This window comes from Aeromonas enteropelogenes, assembly GCF_000819845.1.
In the GTDB taxonomy this organism is placed as follows: domain Bacteria; phylum Pseudomonadota; class Gammaproteobacteria; order Enterobacterales; family Aeromonadaceae; genus Aeromonas; species Aeromonas enteropelogenes.
The window spans coordinates 122,569-137,644 of sequence record NZ_CDCG01000011.1 but is presented as its reverse complement, the minus strand read 5'-3'; the positions used below and the strand labels follow the sequence as shown (position 1 = coordinate 137,644).

Here is a 15,076-nt window from a genome sequence, read left to right as displayed (position 1 = left end):
TATCGCAAACTGCCCTTTCGCTATAGCAAGGCCTGACTGATGAAGTTATTTGTAAGAGATTTGACCGTGATCGACTCCAGCTACCTGTGCGAACGCCGCGGCATGGTAGGGGAAAGCTGGCTGGTGGATATCGAGATGAGTGGCGAGCTCAACGAAATGAGCATGCTGCTGGACTTTGGCCGGGTGAAAAAGCTCATCAAGTCGATCATCGACGAAGAGGTGGATCACAAGCTGCTGGTGCCGACCGAATGCGCCCTGATCCATGTCGAACATCTGGAGGGGGACGAGAGTACCGTCGACCTGCTGCGCCAGGGGCGCTCCATCCACCTGCGCTGCCCTACCCAGGGCTTTGCCTTCATCCCGGCGCCCCAGGTGGACAAGGAGTCCGTCACCCGCTACCTGCTGGCGGTGCTGGCCAAGCGGCTGCCCGGCAACATCAAGGATCTCTCCCTGACCCTGCGCCAGGAGCAGATCGAGGGGGCCTTCTACCACTACAGCCATGGCCTGAAGAAACACGACGGTAACTGTCAGCGCATCGCCCACGGCCACCGCTCCCCCATCGAGATCCACGTGGATGGCGAGCGGGATGAAGAGCTCGAGCAGAACTGGGCCGAGCGCTGGGCCGATATTTATCTGGGCACCGAAGAGGACAGGGTCGCCCTCACCGAGCTGACCCTGAGCGCTCGCGCCAACGTGTTGCTGGGGGATCACCACGCCGGTTTCAAATATGTGGCGCCCCAGGGGCTGTTCCAACTGGCCATCCCGTCCGCCGAGGTGGAGATGATCGACACCGACACCACGGTCGAGCTGCTGGCCCACTACATCGCCCGGGAAGTGAAAAAAGCGGTGGGTGACAAGTTCGTGAAGATTGTCGCCTATGAAGGGGTTGGCAAGGGCGCCATCGCCTACGCCTGATCCCGGCGCTACTCAACCTGATAAAAAAGGCTCCCTGCGGGGAGCCTTGCTGTTTCTGCCCGTCAGCCTAGCTACGCCCCTGAGCCAGCAGGCGAACCGCCAGCAGCCCCAGTACTGTGGCCATCAAATAGCGCTGCACCGCCAGCCAGAGGCGATGGCGGGCAAACCAGCCGCTAAGACGGGCGGCGGACAAGGCCACCGAGAGGTTGACGGCCGCGCTGATAAGAATTTGCACTGTGCCGAGCTGCAGGCTCTGGCCCAGTACCGTGCCCGCATCCGGCGAGATGAACTGGGGCAACACCGACAGATAGAAGATCGCGACCTTGGGGTTGAGCACGCTGGTCAGCAGCCCCATCAGAAACAGTCGCCCCGGGGAGTGCGCCACCAGCGGCGCCGGTTCGAACGGGGAGCGGGAGCCAGGCTTGATCCCCTGCCAGGCGATCCAGAGCAGATAGAGGGCACCGGCCACCTTGAGCAGCTCGTAACCCATGGGGATCGCCATGAAGAGCGCCGTGAGGCCGATGGCGGCGCACAGCATGTGCACGGTAAATCCCAGCACCACGCCGCCCCAGGACATGATGGCCGCCACGCGCCCCTGACAGAGGGAGCGTGACAGCAGGTAGAGCATGTTGGGGCCGGGCGTCAGGGCCATCAGGAGGGAGGCACCGGCAAACAGCAGCAACTGGCTTAGGGAGATCATGGTTACGTCCTGACGTTCAAGTGGCTCTAAAGGCGGCAGATCCGGCTATGCTGGCGCACGGTGACCCGGCTTTCCGTGACCGGGATCGGCCTTTGGCACTGCCGGATAAAAAAGGGGCCCGCAGGCCCCCATGTAAAACATCCAGATTCAGGCACTGAGCCGGAAGCGCTTGACCAGCTCCTCCTGTTGCTCGGCCAGCGCATCGAGCTGCTGGCTGGTCTCGGCGACCCGCTCTATGCCCTGATAGTTGAGATCCGAGATATCCGAGATGCGGTTGAGGTTGGTGGCGATATCGGCACTGGTGGCCTGCTGCTGCTCGGCGGCGGAGGCTATTTGGCTCGACATGTCGCTGATCAGCACCACAATGCCCTGCACCTCCTCCATCGCGTTGTTGGCGTGGGAACTCTGATCCATGCAGCTGTCCATCTCGCGGGAGCACTCCTGCATCACGGCCACCGCCTTGGCGACCCCCTGCTGCAGGTTCTCGATCATGGTCTGGATCTCGCTGGTGGACTGGGCGGTGCGCCCGGCCAGGCTGCGCACCTCGTCGGCCACCACCGCAAAACCGCGCCCCTGCTCGCCGGCCCGGGCCGCCTCGATAGCGGCGTTGAGGGCCAGCAGGTTGGTCTGCTCGGCAATGCCGCGGATGACGTCGAGGATGTTGCCAATCTGGCCGCTCATGGCGTTCACATCGCCGATCACCTTGCCGGTCTGCTGCAACTTGCCCGCCAGCTGATGGGTGGTGGTGATGTTGCCAGCCATCACCTTGCGACCGGTTTCGGAGGCTTTCTCCACGTCCATCACCCGCTCCAGGGTCTGGTTGGCAGCCTGGGCCACCTCCCGCACCGAGGCCTCCATCTGGGTCATGGCGGCGGCGACCGAGGCGGTCTCCTGGCGCTGTTTTTCCAGATCCGCCCGCACTGACTCTGTGGTGTGACGGTTGCCGTGAGCGGCGTCATTGAGCTGGGCCGAGGCCTGGGAGAGCTGGGTCAGCACCTCCCCCATCTGTTCGATCAGCAGGTTGACCTGCTTGCCGAGCTGGCCGAATTCGTTGTTGCTGCGAAAGCCGATGCGCTGGGTCATGTCGCCCCCGGTCACCTCATTGAGCACCCGCAGCAACTCCTTGAGGGGACGGCGAATGGCCTTGCCCAGGGTGTAGGCCACCAGGATGGCGATCAGGATGGCGACCCCTATGCTGGCCCCCTGGGTGAGGGAGCTCTGACGCTGCACCTGCTCGGAGGCCAGGATGCTGCGGTTCATCAGTTGCTGGCTCTGGGCGGTGATCTGCTCCAGCTTGCCCTGGATCTCGACGATGAGGGCGCTGGCCTGCCTGCTCTGGCTGCGCATCCGCTCCTGCTCGCGCATCAGGGTCAGGTACTGGGCGAGCACCCCATCGCTGCCGGTGGTGTCGCGCACGAAACCGTGGACATAGTGGCCCATGTCATTGTCGAAATTCGCCAACTCATTTTGCAGATCCTTGATGGTGCTGTTGAACCCCTCGATCTGCATCTTGTTGCGCTTGAGCGCCCCCTCGATGGGGGCCGGGATGCTCTGGTTGAGGGCATCCATGGTGGAGAGCTCGATGGCGGAGAGCTTGGTGGTCAGGGTCTCGGAGAGCATCTTGATGAAGCTGTCATCGATGCTGACCATCATGTCCCCCAGGTTCTTCTTGAACTGGGGCAGACTGACCTGAAATTGCCCCTTGGCCAGATTGACCTTGTGCAACCGGGCCAGCAGCGCCTCATGCTCGGCGGGCAGGGTGTCGGTCAGTTTCAGATAGTCGCCGGCCAGCTGCTCCAGCGCGGCCATCTGTTCCTGCAACTCGGGATGGCTGGCCGCCTGCTGCTTGAGGGTGGCCAGGGTCTTGTCGACCTGGGCCTTGGCCTGCTGCAACTCGGTCACTTCGGCCGGGATCAGCTTGCTATCCTGCTCGGTCAGCACGTCGGTGAGCCACTTGTTGGCACTGAGCAAGCTGATCTGGGTCTGGGAGCTGGCGATCACCAGCGGCATCGACTGCTGGGTCACCTGATCCAAGGCATCCCCAAGGGCCCCCTGGCTGCGAAAAGTAAGCAGTGAGCTGGCCACCATCACGGCCACCAGAATGGCGAATCCAAGATAGACTCGCTGCAAGATGGAGAGATCTGACATGGTTTGTTTCATTATTGTCCCGCTGTATATGCAAAAGTCCCTTGCCTGAGTACCCCGTCCCTTTGATACCCTGCAGCCACCCGCCCGGGTAGTGCCATGACGTCCCTCTGGCTATCGGTATTTTTAACAATAACTGAAGGGAATGGGACATCAGCTGTGTCAAATGTCGGCTTGTGTCACACTTGGCGTGCGACGCTGCCCCATCCAGGGGTCAATCAGGGCTCAATTTCAATTTTCTTTTTCATATAAGGGAGTTAGCAATGGCGCAAGAAACCATTTTCAGCAAAATCATTCGCAAAGAGATCCCCGCTGACATCCTCTATCAGGACGAACTGGTGACCGCGTTTCGCGACATCCAGCCCAAGGCCAAGACCCATATCCTGATCATCCCCAACGTGCTGATCCCCACCGTCAACGATGTGGAAGCCGAACACGAACTGGCGCTGGGCCGGATGTTCACCGTGGCCCGCAAGCTGGCCAGCGAGGCCGGGATCGCCGAGGATGGCTACCGCCTCATCATGAACTGCAACCGCCACGGTGGGCAGGAGGTCTATCACATCCACATGCATCTGGTCGGTGGCCAGCCGCTGGGACCCCTGCTCAGCCTGTGATACCTCGCCTTCAACTGGCTGGCCTGTTGCTGGCCAGCTCCCTGCTGGGAGGCTGTGCCTCCCACTGGCAGGACATGTTCGTCTCCTACTCCGATCAGATGGTACCGCTGCGCAACCAGCTGCTGCTGGGGCACGCCGCCGAGGCCCTGCCCGAGGTGCGCGACTCCACGGTGGGAGACGACACCTATGTGCTGGACAGGCTCGAGCAGGGGCGCATCGCCTGGCTGGCCGGCCAGGATGCCGGCAGCAAGCAGGCCTTTGCCGCCGCCGACAGCCAGCTCGTCTGGGAAGACAACCAGGCCGAGTACCGGCTGAGCCACGGTCTGGCTCAGGTAGGCAGCCTGCTCACCAACGATCAGTCGATGGCCTATCGCGCCCCCGATTACGAGCGCACCATGCTGCACCACTATCTGGCGCTCGGTTACCTGCAACGGGGGGATGCCGAGGGGGCTCTGGTGGAGGTGCGCCGCGCCAATCAGGTACAGGAGCGTGCCCTCAAACGGCGGGCTGACGAGGTTCGCAAGGCAAAGCAAAAGAGCGAAGAGGCCGAGGCTGATACCGCCACTGAAGGAGAGATGCGCCAGCTGGTATCGCGGGCACCGGATCTCGACCGACTCATCGGCCGGGTGAAAAACGGCTTTCAGAACGCCTACACCTTCTATTTCTCCGGGGTGCTCTACGAGGCGGCTGGGGATCTCAACGACGCCTGGGTCGACTATCAGCGCGGCTACCAGATTGCGCCTGACAACCGCAGCCTGCAGGATGCCCTGCTGCGCCTCGCTCGCCTGCGGGGGGCCGCGGACGAGATCCGCGAGACCGAGAAGAAGATCGGTCGCAAGGCCCCGCCGTTAACCCCCTCCATTGCCAAAAAACAGGGCCAGCTGGTGGTGCTGTTTGAAGATGGGCTGATCCCGGCGCGGCGCGAGTTGTTTCTGCCGCTGCCCATCTCCACCTCCGGCGGTGATTTTCGCACCTTCACCGTGGCGGTACCCTATTACGACAACCGGACGAGCGACACCGGGCCGCTGACCGTCACCATCGGCAAGCGGGTCGAGCAGACCAGTGAGCTGGTGCGGCTCGAAGCGCTGGCGGCCAAGGATCTGCAGGAACGATTGCCTGGCATGCTGACCCGCCAGGCCCTGCGTCTGGTAACCAAGGAGCAGCTGCGGCGCACCGCCGCCAAGGAGGGGGGCGATGTGGGCAACCTGCTGGTGGGGATCTTCAACACCCTTTCGGAGCGGGCCGATACCCGCAGCTGGCTCACTCTGCCCGCCCAGGCCTCCAGCTGGCAGGGCATGTTGCCCGCCGGTGAGGTACAGCTTGTCCTGGGGGCCGGCAGCGCCACGCGCCAGCTGCCCCTCACCATTCACGGCGGACGCACCACCCTGGTATGGGTGCAGCGCCTCGGCGCGGGACTGACCACCCGGGTGATGCCCCTGTGAGCAGGTTCGGCCGACAAATCATGAACAACCACCGGCGCGGCCCCCGGCCTGCCGGCAAGGAGAGCAAGATGAAAAGATGCACACTGGCCCTGGGGCTCGCGCTACTGCTGACGGGCTGTGCCACCAATACCTCCGGCATTGCGCTCTATGGTGCGGCGGGCGCCGCAGCGGTGGCGGAGCAGCATCAAAACGTCAACGTCACCCTGACCGAGCTGAGCCGGCGCGAGCAAAACGGCCTGCTGCAGGTCAATGTGGCGGCCACCAGCACCCAGCGCAGCGACAACCGTCTGCAATACCTCTTCTATTGGTATGACGAGGCGGGTCAGGAGGTGGCCAGCGATGGCCGCGGCTGGACCCCACTCAAGCTGCACGGCTATCAGAGCCGCACCCTGTCCGCCCTGGCGCCGAGTCCGGCCGCCCGAGGCTACCGACTCTATGTACGCGAAGTGATTGAGGAATCCTACTAATGAAAATGAATCATGCCCTGCTGATATTGACCGGCGCCCTGCTCCTGGGCGGCTGCTCCAGCACCACCGTCAGCTATGGAGATCCGACCGAAACCGAGACGGTCACCGTCGATTACGGCTCCACCGATCTGCAGGCCATCGCCGACAAGATGGCGGATTCCCTGCTGGCCTCGCCCGCCACCAGCGAGATCACCGCGGGGGGACGCCCGGTGATGTACATGGATTCCATCCGCAACAAGACCTCCGAGCATATCGATACCGAGGCCATCACCGACACCATCCGCACCAAGCTGCTGCGTGCCGGAAAGTTCCGCTTCGTCGACATGAGCAAGGTGGCCGCCATCAAACAGCAGCTCGAATATCAGCAGAGTAGCGGCATGGTGGATCCCGCCACCATGGTGCGTATCGGCCAGCAGACCGGTGCCCGCTACATGGTCTATGGCAACCTCGCCAGCATCGTCAAGGACAACGGCAAGGTGAAGGACGTCTACTACCAGATGACCATGAACCTGCTGGATCTGCAAAGCGGCGAGCTGCTGTGGGCCGATCAGAAGGAGATCCGCAAACAGGCGAAGAAGTCCACCTTTGGCTGGTGATCCGCACCTGGCAGCCCTGCGACGCCGCCTGCCCGCCCCCTGGGCAGAGGCGGAGCTGACGCCGCTCGGGGCAGGCCTGACTAACTGCAACTATCGACTGCGCCTCCCCTCGGGGCGCAGTTACTTTCTGCGCCTGGGGCACCCGGATCCGGTACGGCTTGGCATCGACCGGGCCACCGAGTGGCAGCTCTATCGGGGGGCCATGGCCGAGGGGATCGCCCTGCCCTGCCATCACAGCGATCCCGCCACCGGCCTGATGCTGCTCGACTGGTGTGACGAGCCGAACTGGGCCGACGCCCCGCCGCCGCGGGCCGAGCAGCCGAAGCGCCTGGCCGATACCCTGCGCACCCTGCACCGCCTTCCCCTGCCCTCCGTGGTGATGGCGGTACGGGCCCATGCGGCCGGCTATCGCGCCAGACTGGCGCGGATCCCGTCCTGGCTGCCGGCGCTGGAGCGCGCCCTGCTCGCCAGCCGCGAGCCGGATGATTGCTGGCTGCCTTGCCACCATGATCTCAATCCGGCTAACTTGTTGGGAGCAAGGCCCTGGGTCATCGACTGGGAGTATGGGGCCGCGGGCCATCCGGGCTTCGAGGTCGCCAGCATCCAGCGCACCCACGGCTGGCTGCCACAGGAGCGGGAGGCGCTGGAGGAGCACTATCTGCGCGACCAGCCCCGGGAGCAGCGGTTTTCCTTTCACGGCGAAGCGTTCCTGCCCTGGGCTGATTACATCGCCCTCCTGTGGGCACTGCTGATGGCCGAACAGCAAGACCATCCCGATTATCACGGGCTGATTGATCTCAATCGGCAACGACTGGAGTAACCGATGACAAACAAGGTGCGCTGGTACCAACCGAAAACCTGGGGTCTGTTGCTGCTGACGCTGATGCTGGTGGGCTGCTCCACCCGGATCATCTACTACTGGCTCGACACCGCCATCATCTGGCAACTGGATGACTATTTTGCCCTCTCCTCCTCGCAAAAGAGCCTGCTCAGCCGCGAGGTGAAGGGGCTGATGGCCTGGCACCGGCAACACGAGCTGCCCCGCTATGCCCGGGATCTCGATGTGCTGGCAAAAGCGGTGGCCAGCCCCATGACCCCGGCACAAATCGAGACCAATCTCGATGCGGTGCAGGGGAGCCTGACCCGCACCCTCGAGGACACCATCCCTCGGGCGGTGCGGCTTGCGCGCACCCTGACCGACGAGCAGGTGACCCGCTTCATGCAAGACAGGGTCAAGCGCCAGCAGGAGCGGCAACAGGAATTTTCCGATAAGCCGAAGGAGCAGATGCTGGCGGAGTTTCGCGACAAGATGAACAAGCGGCTCGAGTTCTGGATTGGCGAGGTAAAACCGGCCCAGGCACCACTGGTGGCCCAGTGGGCCGAGTGGCAGTACGAGCTGATGCCCCCCTGGATCGAGTTTCAGACCTCCTGGACCCTGGAGCTGGATCGGTTGATGAAACAGCGCCAGAGCCCGGATTTTACCCGGGAGCTGACCGATCTGCTGGCTCAGGGGGATGGCCTGATGGATGGCCGCTTCACCGGCTACACCGAGCAATCGCGCCAACGCACCATCAAGTGGCTGAGCGCCATGAGCCAGTCACTGGACATCTCGCAACGGGCCCACCTCTACAGCCTGCTCAAGGGATATGCCCGCGATTTTTCGCAGATGACCGGCAGTTGATTCACTCCCAAGCCGGCACGGCAGGTCTGTGCCGGCTTGTCCGATCCCGCCTCCTGTGATAGCTTGCCCCTCTCGTTTCTCTGGAATTGATCGTTTGCGTCCCATCGACAAAGTCAAACTGGTGCTGATGACCCTGGTCATCTCCTTCACCCTGCTTTGTTCCATCGTCCAGGTGGAAGGGCTACGCCTGCCTGCGGCGACGCAAACCCATACCCTCTCCCAGGCAAGCGACAGCGACGACGGCATCATCAAGTTTGTCGCGTCCCATCAGAATCATCTGCTGCGCCTCGAGCAATCCCAGCGCAATGACACTCAACCCAGAACCCTTGTCTATGAGCTGGTGCACAGCTGGTCTGCCGAGGCCATCCTGCTGTTGCTGCTCGGCTGGCTGACGCCTGTCATCCTGCTCTATCACAGACAGAGTTTTCGGGACTTTTTCGGTGCCATTCACCGGCACCGCCTGCAGCGTCAGCATCTACAATACCGCTTCAGCCAGAGCTATCTGACCGCCTGACCCCGAGGGGTTGGCACATCTCTTTTTCGCGCTTCTCCTCCCCTTTGACGGGTTGCACCCAGGTGTCATCCAGCCCTGTTCGCATCTCTATTTTTTAGCGCCTTGCCTGCCCCAAGGGCCGGCCCGCGCGCCTTCTCCTGACAGAGGCGATTTGCCATGAGAAAACATCACAGCGCCATTCTCAACCGCATGAGCAGGTGGCAGTACGCACTGCTGCTGCTGATGCTGTTCACCTTTACCTTTTACTCCCTGCCCACCTTCTTCGGTGAGCAACCCTCCCTCGGCCTGCACGGACAAGCGGCCTTGACCGTCAGTCAACATCAGCTGCTGGCTGAAAACCGGATCGCGCCGGTCAAGACGGTGCAGCAGCAAGACAAGGTCGAGCTGGTGTTTGCCACCCAGCAAGAACAGCAAAGAGCCAAGCAGTTGCTGGAGCAGCAGGGAGTCGACAGCGCCGCCCTGACCCTGGAGTTTCACTCCAACGCTCCCGGCTGGATCAGCCGGCTCGGCGCCACCCCCATCAAGCTCGGACTGGACTTGCGCGGTGGCTCCCAGCTGCTGATCGGGGTCGACGTCAATTTCGTCATCGACGCCCAGACCAACAATCTGGTGGACTCCCTGCGCAGCCGCTTTCGTGATGCCCATCTGCGCGGCGCCAACGTGATGCGAAGCGAGCAGGGCACCGTGATCGTGACCCTGCCGGAGGCGGCCGAGCAGGCCCCCTGGCTCACCATCGTCAAGGAGAGTGCCGGTACCCTGCAGGGGCAGTGGCAACTCACCCGCAGCGACAACGAGCTGCGCCTGGTGTTGAGCGAGGCCGAGCGCACCCTGCTGGTCAACAACGCCGTGACCCAGAACCTGTCGATCCTGAAAAAACGGATCAACGAGCTCGGCATCGTCGAGGCCACGGTCCAGCGCCAGGGGCAGGAGGGCATCCGCATCGAGCTGCCCGGGGTGCACAATCCCAAGCAGGCCAAAGAGGTGATCGGGGCCACCGCCTCCCTGGCTTTCTACGAGACCAAGGCTGACAGCCACTTCTATATGTCCGATCGCCACGGGCAGGCCATCCCCATGGCACGCAAGCCGGTGCTGACCGGCGAGCATATCGTCGACGCCCGCGCCAGCATGGGAGAGATGGGTCAGCCCCAGGTCAATATCGTGCTCGACACCCTGGGGGGCAGCAAGATGAACCAGTTCAGCCGCCAGCACGTGGGCAAGGCGATGGCCACCGTCTTCACCGAGTACAAGACCAATGCCCAGGGGCACCTGAGAGCCCACAGCGAAGTGATCAACGTCGCCACCATCCAGACGGCCCTTGGCAACCAGTTCCGCATCACAGGCCTTGCCAGCATGCCCGAGGCACAAGAGCTGGCCATGCTGCTGCGCGCCGGTGCCCTCACCGCGCCGCTCAAGATCCTGGAAGAGCGCAGCATAGGCCCGACCCTCGGCATGCAGAACATCGAGGCGGGCTTCACCGCCCTGGCTTTTGGCATGGCGGGCATGATGCTGTTCATGATGGCCTGGTATCGCAAGTTCGGCTGGGTGGCCATCACGGCGCTGATCGGCAACCTGTTGATGCAGGTCGGCATGCTGGCGGTACTGCCGGGCGCCGTACTGACGTTGCCGGGGATCGCCGGCCTGGTGCTGACCGTGGGCATGGCGGTGGATACCCATGTGCTCATCTTCGAGCGGATCAGGGATAGGCTGCGTGAAGGTGGCAGCCTCGCCAATGCCATCGATTTCGGCTATCGCTCGGCATTTCGCACCATCTTCGACGCCAACATCACCACCCTGATCTGCGCCGTGGTGCTCTACTCCATCGGCTCCGGACCGCTGCAGGGCTTCTCCATCACCCTCATCCTGGGGCTCGTCTCCAGCATGATCACCGGGATCTGGGGCACCCGCGCCATCATCAATCCCCTGTGGGGACGCAGCCGCGAGCACACCCTCAGGGTCTGATGGGCCAGCGCCCTCTCAAGTAGTTTCGCAACCAGCCGGCACCAAGGCCGGCCACCCTTTTTATCTCGCGCAGGTCCGCCTGCGCGAGCAAGGCCACTTCGGTGGCCAGGAGAAACAACATGTTGAGAATGATTGTTGCCATGGGCCTGACCCGTTGGCGCTACATCGGTCTGTGGTCTTCCATCCTGCTGACCCTGGCCAGCATCGCCATCCTGCTGGTGAACGGCCTCACCCTCGGGCTCGATTTTACCGGCGGGATCTTGCTGGAGTTTCACATCCAGACCCTGAAAGAGGCCCATGAGCTCAACGCCATGCTGACCTCCCCGCTGGCCGGCGCGCTGGAACTGAGCTCAGCGGGCGTGCCGGGGGAATGGCTCATCAAGCTGCCGCCCCACGAGCTGCCCTGGGCCGCCCCCGAGCTCGCCGCCCTGCTGGGGGAACAACTCGGCATGCCGGTCGAGCTCTTGCGCACCACCATCGTTGGCCCGCAGGTGGGGGCCGAGCTATTCCAGCAAGGGATGCTGGCGGTGCTGGTAGCCTCGGTGGCCATGTCGGCCTATCTGGCGTTTCGCTTCGAGTGGCGTCAAGCCATCGGCATCCTGCTCTCGGTGGTGCACGATGCCATCGTCGCGCTTGGGCTGCTGGCGCTGTGCAACATCGAGTTTGATCTCAATGTGATCGCGGGCTTGATGGCGGTGATCGGTTATTCGCTGAACGACAGCATCGTCATCTCGGATCGGCTGCGGGATCTGCTGAGCTCCCGCACCAGGATGAACATTCATGAGTGTTCCGATGTCGCCATCAAGGCCACCTTCAGCCGCACCATGATCACCTCGGGCACCACCCTCTTCACCGTGGGCGCCCTGCTGCTGTTCGGGGGGGATGCCCTCTACGGCTTCTCCTTCATCTTGTTTATCGGCATCCTAGTAGGAACCATCTCCTCCATCACGGTCGCATCGACGGTGCAGGAGCTGCTGGGACTGACACCCCAGGCGTATCAGAAACAGGCGGAGCCTCTGCCTCAGGAGGCATAACCCCAGCGCCCCTGCCACCGCTGGCAGGGGCCATCCTTCTTTCCCCCTTCCCTTTGCCATCCCGTCTGACTCTTGAAAGTCTGATTACCCCCTCGGCACATCACATTACTGACAACAAAGTCACTTAATAATCGTCACGACGAATGTTCTGTGATTGAAAGCACTTTCATTGGGCCTCAAAAGAGGCATTATCAGGATAAGTTAGCCACAAAGGGATAGAAGATGTTGTTACAACCTGCCAATACTGCAAGATCCAGACAGTTGCTGAACGAGACCATGGCGTTGGTGCTCGCAGGAGGGCGGGGCAGTCGCCTCAAGCAGTTGACCGATAACCGGGCAAAACCGGCAGTCCATTTTGGCGGCAAATTCCGCATCATCGATTTCGTGTTGTCCAACTGCATCAACTCCGGCATTCGCCGGGTTGGCGTGGTGACCCAGTACAAGTCCCACAGCCTGTTGCGCCACCTGCAATCCGGCTGGTCCTTTTTACGCTACCAGATGAATGAATTCATCGATCTGCTGCCCGCCCAGCAACGGGTAGACGAGGTGCACTGGTATCGCGGCACCGCGGATGCGGTCTACCAGAATCTGGACATCATCCGTGATCACGCCCCCAAATATGTGGTGGTGCTGGCCGGGGATCACATCTACAAGATGGATTACGCCGCCATGCTGCTCGATCACGTCAATCAGGGCGCCAAGGTCACGGTGGCCTGCATCGAGGTACCCCGCAGCGAGGCCAGCGCCTTCGGGGTAATGGCCATCGATGAAGATCGCAAGATCAACGCCTTCGTGGAAAAACCCCTCAACCCGCCAGCCATGCCGGGCAAGCCCGACACGGCGCTGGCGTCCATGGGGATCTATATCTTCGACGCCGACTATCTCTACCAACTGCTGGAAGAGGACATCGCCAACGAACACTCCCACCACGACTTCGGCATGGACGTGATCCCGCGGGTCGTTGAGGAGGGCACCGCCTATGCCCACCCGTTTGGCATGTCCTGCGTCGGCTGCTGCCCGCAAAAGCGCCCCTACTGGCGCGACGTGGGCACCCTGGATTCCTTCTGGGAAGCCAACATGGATCTCGCCTCCGTCACCCCGGAGCTGGATATCTACGATCAGGAGTGGCCCATCTGGACCAGCCAAAACATGACGCCCCCCGCCAAGTTCGTGCAGGACAGAAACGGCCAGCACGGCATGGCCATCAACTCCATGTTTGCCGGCGGCACCATCGTCAGTGGCTCCTTTATCGTGAGTTCGGTGCTGTTCACCAATGTGCGGATCGACTCCTTCTGCACCCTGGATCAGACGGTGATCTTCCCAGGCGTCGAGATTGGCTCGGGTTGCCGTCTGCGCCGGGTGGTGGTCGACAAGGGGTGCAAGCTGCCGCAAGGCATGGTGATCGGTGAGAATGCCGATGAAGACGCCCGCCGCTTCTATCGCTCGCCGCAAGGGATTGTGCTGGTGACCAAGGAGATGCTGGACGCGCTGGCGCGCAGCCAGCGGGTCGCTGGCGCCACCAAGGTGACCGTGACGGTATAAGCAGGGGTTAACAGATCTGGCTTGTGACGGGGGGCCTTTGCCCCCCGTTTCTCTGCCTGACAATCAGGTCAGAACATCAGTCGTAATCATAAGTTTACAAAACTATATTCATCCTACCCTTTCTCTCTCTTTTTCATTCCATTTAACGCTATCTGATTTTTACTTAGATACTTTTGTAGCGTAAAAGCGCGCTTTTCACTTGCTTGTTTGCCATTCCTTGCTATGGTGGGCAGCAATCCGTAACAAGAAGTGGACAGTGTAATTAAATATTCACACCTCTCTCTTGGTTTGCTGACGATGCGATGACGCATCACCCAGTGGCAACCCGGATCCAGAATCAATATGCGACACCCAGTAGAGAGAAGCCGCCATGCATCGAGATCCCCTGAACAACATCCATATCCAGTCCGAGCAAGTGATGATCACCCCGGCCCAGCTCAAGGAGAAACTGCCCATCTCCGAGCGTGCGCTGGCCTTCGTGCAAGGTGCCCGCAACACCATCGCCGACATCATCCACCGTCGCGATCACCGTCTGCTGGTGATCTGCGGCCCCTGCTCCATCCACGACATGGACGCCGCCAAGGAGTACGCCACCCGGCTCAAGGCGCTCCATGATGCCTATCAGGACTCTCTCTACATTGTCATGCGGGTCTACTTTGAGAAGCCGCGCACTACGGTGGGCTGGAAGGGCTTTATCAACGACCCGAATCTGGACGGCACCTTCGACGTGGAGCTGGGGCTGCACCGGGCCCGCGAGCTGCTCTGCTGGCTCGCCGAGCTGGAGCTGCCGCTCGCGACCGAGGCCCTCGACCCCATCAGCCCGCAATACCTGGCGGAGCTCTTCTCCTGGTCGGCTATCGGTGCCCGCACCACAGAATCCCAGACCCACAGGGAGATGGCCTCCGGCCTCTCCATGCCGGTCGGCTTCAAGAACGGCACCGACGGCAACCTGGGCACCGCCATCAATGCCCTGCAGGCGGCCTCCAGCCCCCACGCCTTCATGGGGATCAACCAGCAGGGCCAGGTCGCGCTGCTGCAGACCCAGGGCAACCCGGATGGCCACGTGATCCTGCGCGGCGGCAAGCACCCCAACTACGATTCGGTCAATGTGTCGCTGGCGGAAGAGGCGCTGGAAAAAGCGGGCCTGCTGCCCGGCCTGGTGGTGGATTGCAGCCACGGCAACTCCAGCAAGGATCATCGTCTGCAGCCCAAGGTGGCCGACAACGTCATCCACCAGATCCAGGAGGGCAACCGCTCCATCATCGGCATCATGCTCGAATCCAACCTGTTCGAAGGCAACCAGTCGAGCGAACAGCCCAAGTGCGAGATGCGTTACGGCGTCTCCATCACCGATGCCTGCATCGACTGGGACACCACGGCCGATCTGCTGGCCCGTTGCCACAGCCAGCTGGCGGCGCCACTCAAAGGCAGAACCGCCTCTTGAGTCGTGGTATCTTGTTGTAACCT

General features: G+C 62.1%; 14 protein-coding genes. 12 read left to right on the top strand and 2 right to left on the bottom strand.

What is annotated here, in order from left to right:
- Nucleotides 1–39 precede the first annotated feature (39 nt).
- Entirely contained in the window at nucleotides 40–915 is an 876-nt protein-coding gene (locus tag BN1123_RS04075) for a 6-carboxytetrahydropterin synthase (protein ID WP_042025497.1), read from the top strand.
- A gap of 67 nt (nucleotides 916–982) precedes the next feature.
- Here the strand turns inward: BN1123_RS04075 and BN1123_RS04070 are convergent, their stop codons facing one another.
- Together BN1123_RS04070 and BN1123_RS04065 are read right to left on the bottom strand one after the other, a co-directional pair.
- On the bottom strand, nucleotides 983–1,615 hold the full coding sequence (locus BN1123_RS04070; protein WP_042025496.1) for a LysE family translocator: 633 nt from the start codon (nucleotides 1,613–1,615) through the stop codon (nucleotides 983–985).
- 147 nt (nucleotides 1,616–1,762) lie between these two features.
- On the bottom strand, nucleotides 1,763–3,775 hold the full coding sequence (locus BN1123_RS04065; protein WP_042025494.1) for a methyl-accepting chemotaxis protein: 2,013 nt from the start codon (nucleotides 3,773–3,775) through the stop codon (nucleotides 1,763–1,765).
- 248 nt (nucleotides 3,776–4,023) lie between these two features.
- Here BN1123_RS04065 and hinT point away from each other — a divergent pair, with 248 nt between their 5' ends.
- From hinT to BN1123_RS04010, 11 genes are all read left to right on the top strand, one after another.
- Nucleotides 4,024–4,374 carry a purine nucleoside phosphoramidase gene (hinT, locus tag BN1123_RS04060; RefSeq protein ID WP_026456433.1) on the top strand — a complete coding sequence of 117 codons (351 nt, stop codon included), beginning with the start codon at nucleotides 4,024–4,026 and terminating at the stop codon, nucleotides 4,372–4,374.
- The gene (locus BN1123_RS04055; RefSeq protein ID WP_197064449.1) at nucleotides 4,374–5,816 is read left to right on the top strand and encodes a COG3014 family protein; all 1,443 of its coding nucleotides are present in this window, start codon (nucleotides 4,374–4,376) and stop codon (nucleotides 5,814–5,816) included. Before hinT ends, BN1123_RS04055 begins: the two co-directional genes overlap by 1 nt.
- Before the next feature lie 68 nt (nucleotides 5,817–5,884).
- The gene (locus BN1123_RS04050; RefSeq protein WP_042025492.1) at nucleotides 5,885–6,283 is read left to right on the top strand and encodes a YcfL family putative periplasmic lipoprotein; all 399 of its coding nucleotides are present in this window, start codon (nucleotides 5,885–5,887) and stop codon (nucleotides 6,281–6,283) included.
- Nucleotides 6,283–6,879, top strand: coding sequence for a penicillin-binding protein activator LpoB (lpoB, locus tag BN1123_RS04045; RefSeq protein ID WP_026456430.1), 597 nt, complete (start codon nucleotides 6,283–6,285; stop codon nucleotides 6,877–6,879). The genes BN1123_RS04050 and lpoB overlap by 1 nt, the downstream gene beginning before the upstream one ends.
- Nucleotides 6,869–7,699, top strand: coding sequence for a phosphotransferase (locus tag BN1123_RS04040; RefSeq protein WP_042025491.1), 831 nt, complete (start codon nucleotides 6,869–6,871; stop codon nucleotides 7,697–7,699). The genes lpoB and BN1123_RS04040 overlap by 11 nt, the downstream gene beginning before the upstream one ends.
- 3 nt (nucleotides 7,700–7,702) lie before the next feature.
- The gene (locus BN1123_RS04035) at nucleotides 7,703–8,560 is read left to right on the top strand and encodes a DUF6279 family lipoprotein (protein WP_042025490.1); all 858 of its coding nucleotides are present in this window, start codon (nucleotides 7,703–7,705) and stop codon (nucleotides 8,558–8,560) included.
- 94 nt (nucleotides 8,561–8,654) lie between these two features.
- The gene (locus BN1123_RS04030; RefSeq protein ID WP_042025489.1) at nucleotides 8,655–9,074 is read left to right on the top strand and encodes a hypothetical protein; all 420 of its coding nucleotides are present in this window, start codon (nucleotides 8,655–8,657) and stop codon (nucleotides 9,072–9,074) included.
- Between the two features lie 189 nt (nucleotides 9,075–9,263).
- Nucleotides 9,264–11,033 (top strand): protein translocase subunit SecD, encoded by a 1,770-nt coding sequence (gene secD, locus BN1123_RS04025; RefSeq protein WP_412149484.1) that lies wholly within the window; start codon nucleotides 9,264–9,266, stop codon nucleotides 11,031–11,033.
- Between the two features lie 119 nt (nucleotides 11,034–11,152).
- Nucleotides 11,153–12,067: a protein translocase subunit SecF gene (gene secF, locus BN1123_RS04020; protein ID WP_197064443.1), complete on the top strand. Its 915-nt coding sequence runs from the start codon at nucleotides 11,153–11,155 to the stop codon at nucleotides 12,065–12,067.
- 222 nt (nucleotides 12,068–12,289) lie between these two features.
- Nucleotides 12,290–13,609, top strand: a complete 1,320-nt coding sequence (gene glgC / locus BN1123_RS04015) for a glucose-1-phosphate adenylyltransferase (protein ID WP_042025486.1) — start codon at nucleotides 12,290–12,292, stop codon at nucleotides 13,607–13,609.
- Between the two features lie 370 nt (nucleotides 13,610–13,979).
- Entirely contained in the window at nucleotides 13,980–15,053 is a 1,074-nt protein-coding gene (locus BN1123_RS04010; protein ID WP_042025485.1) for a 3-deoxy-7-phosphoheptulonate synthase, read from the top strand.
- The last annotated feature ends 23 nt before the right edge of the window (nucleotides 15,054–15,076 follow it).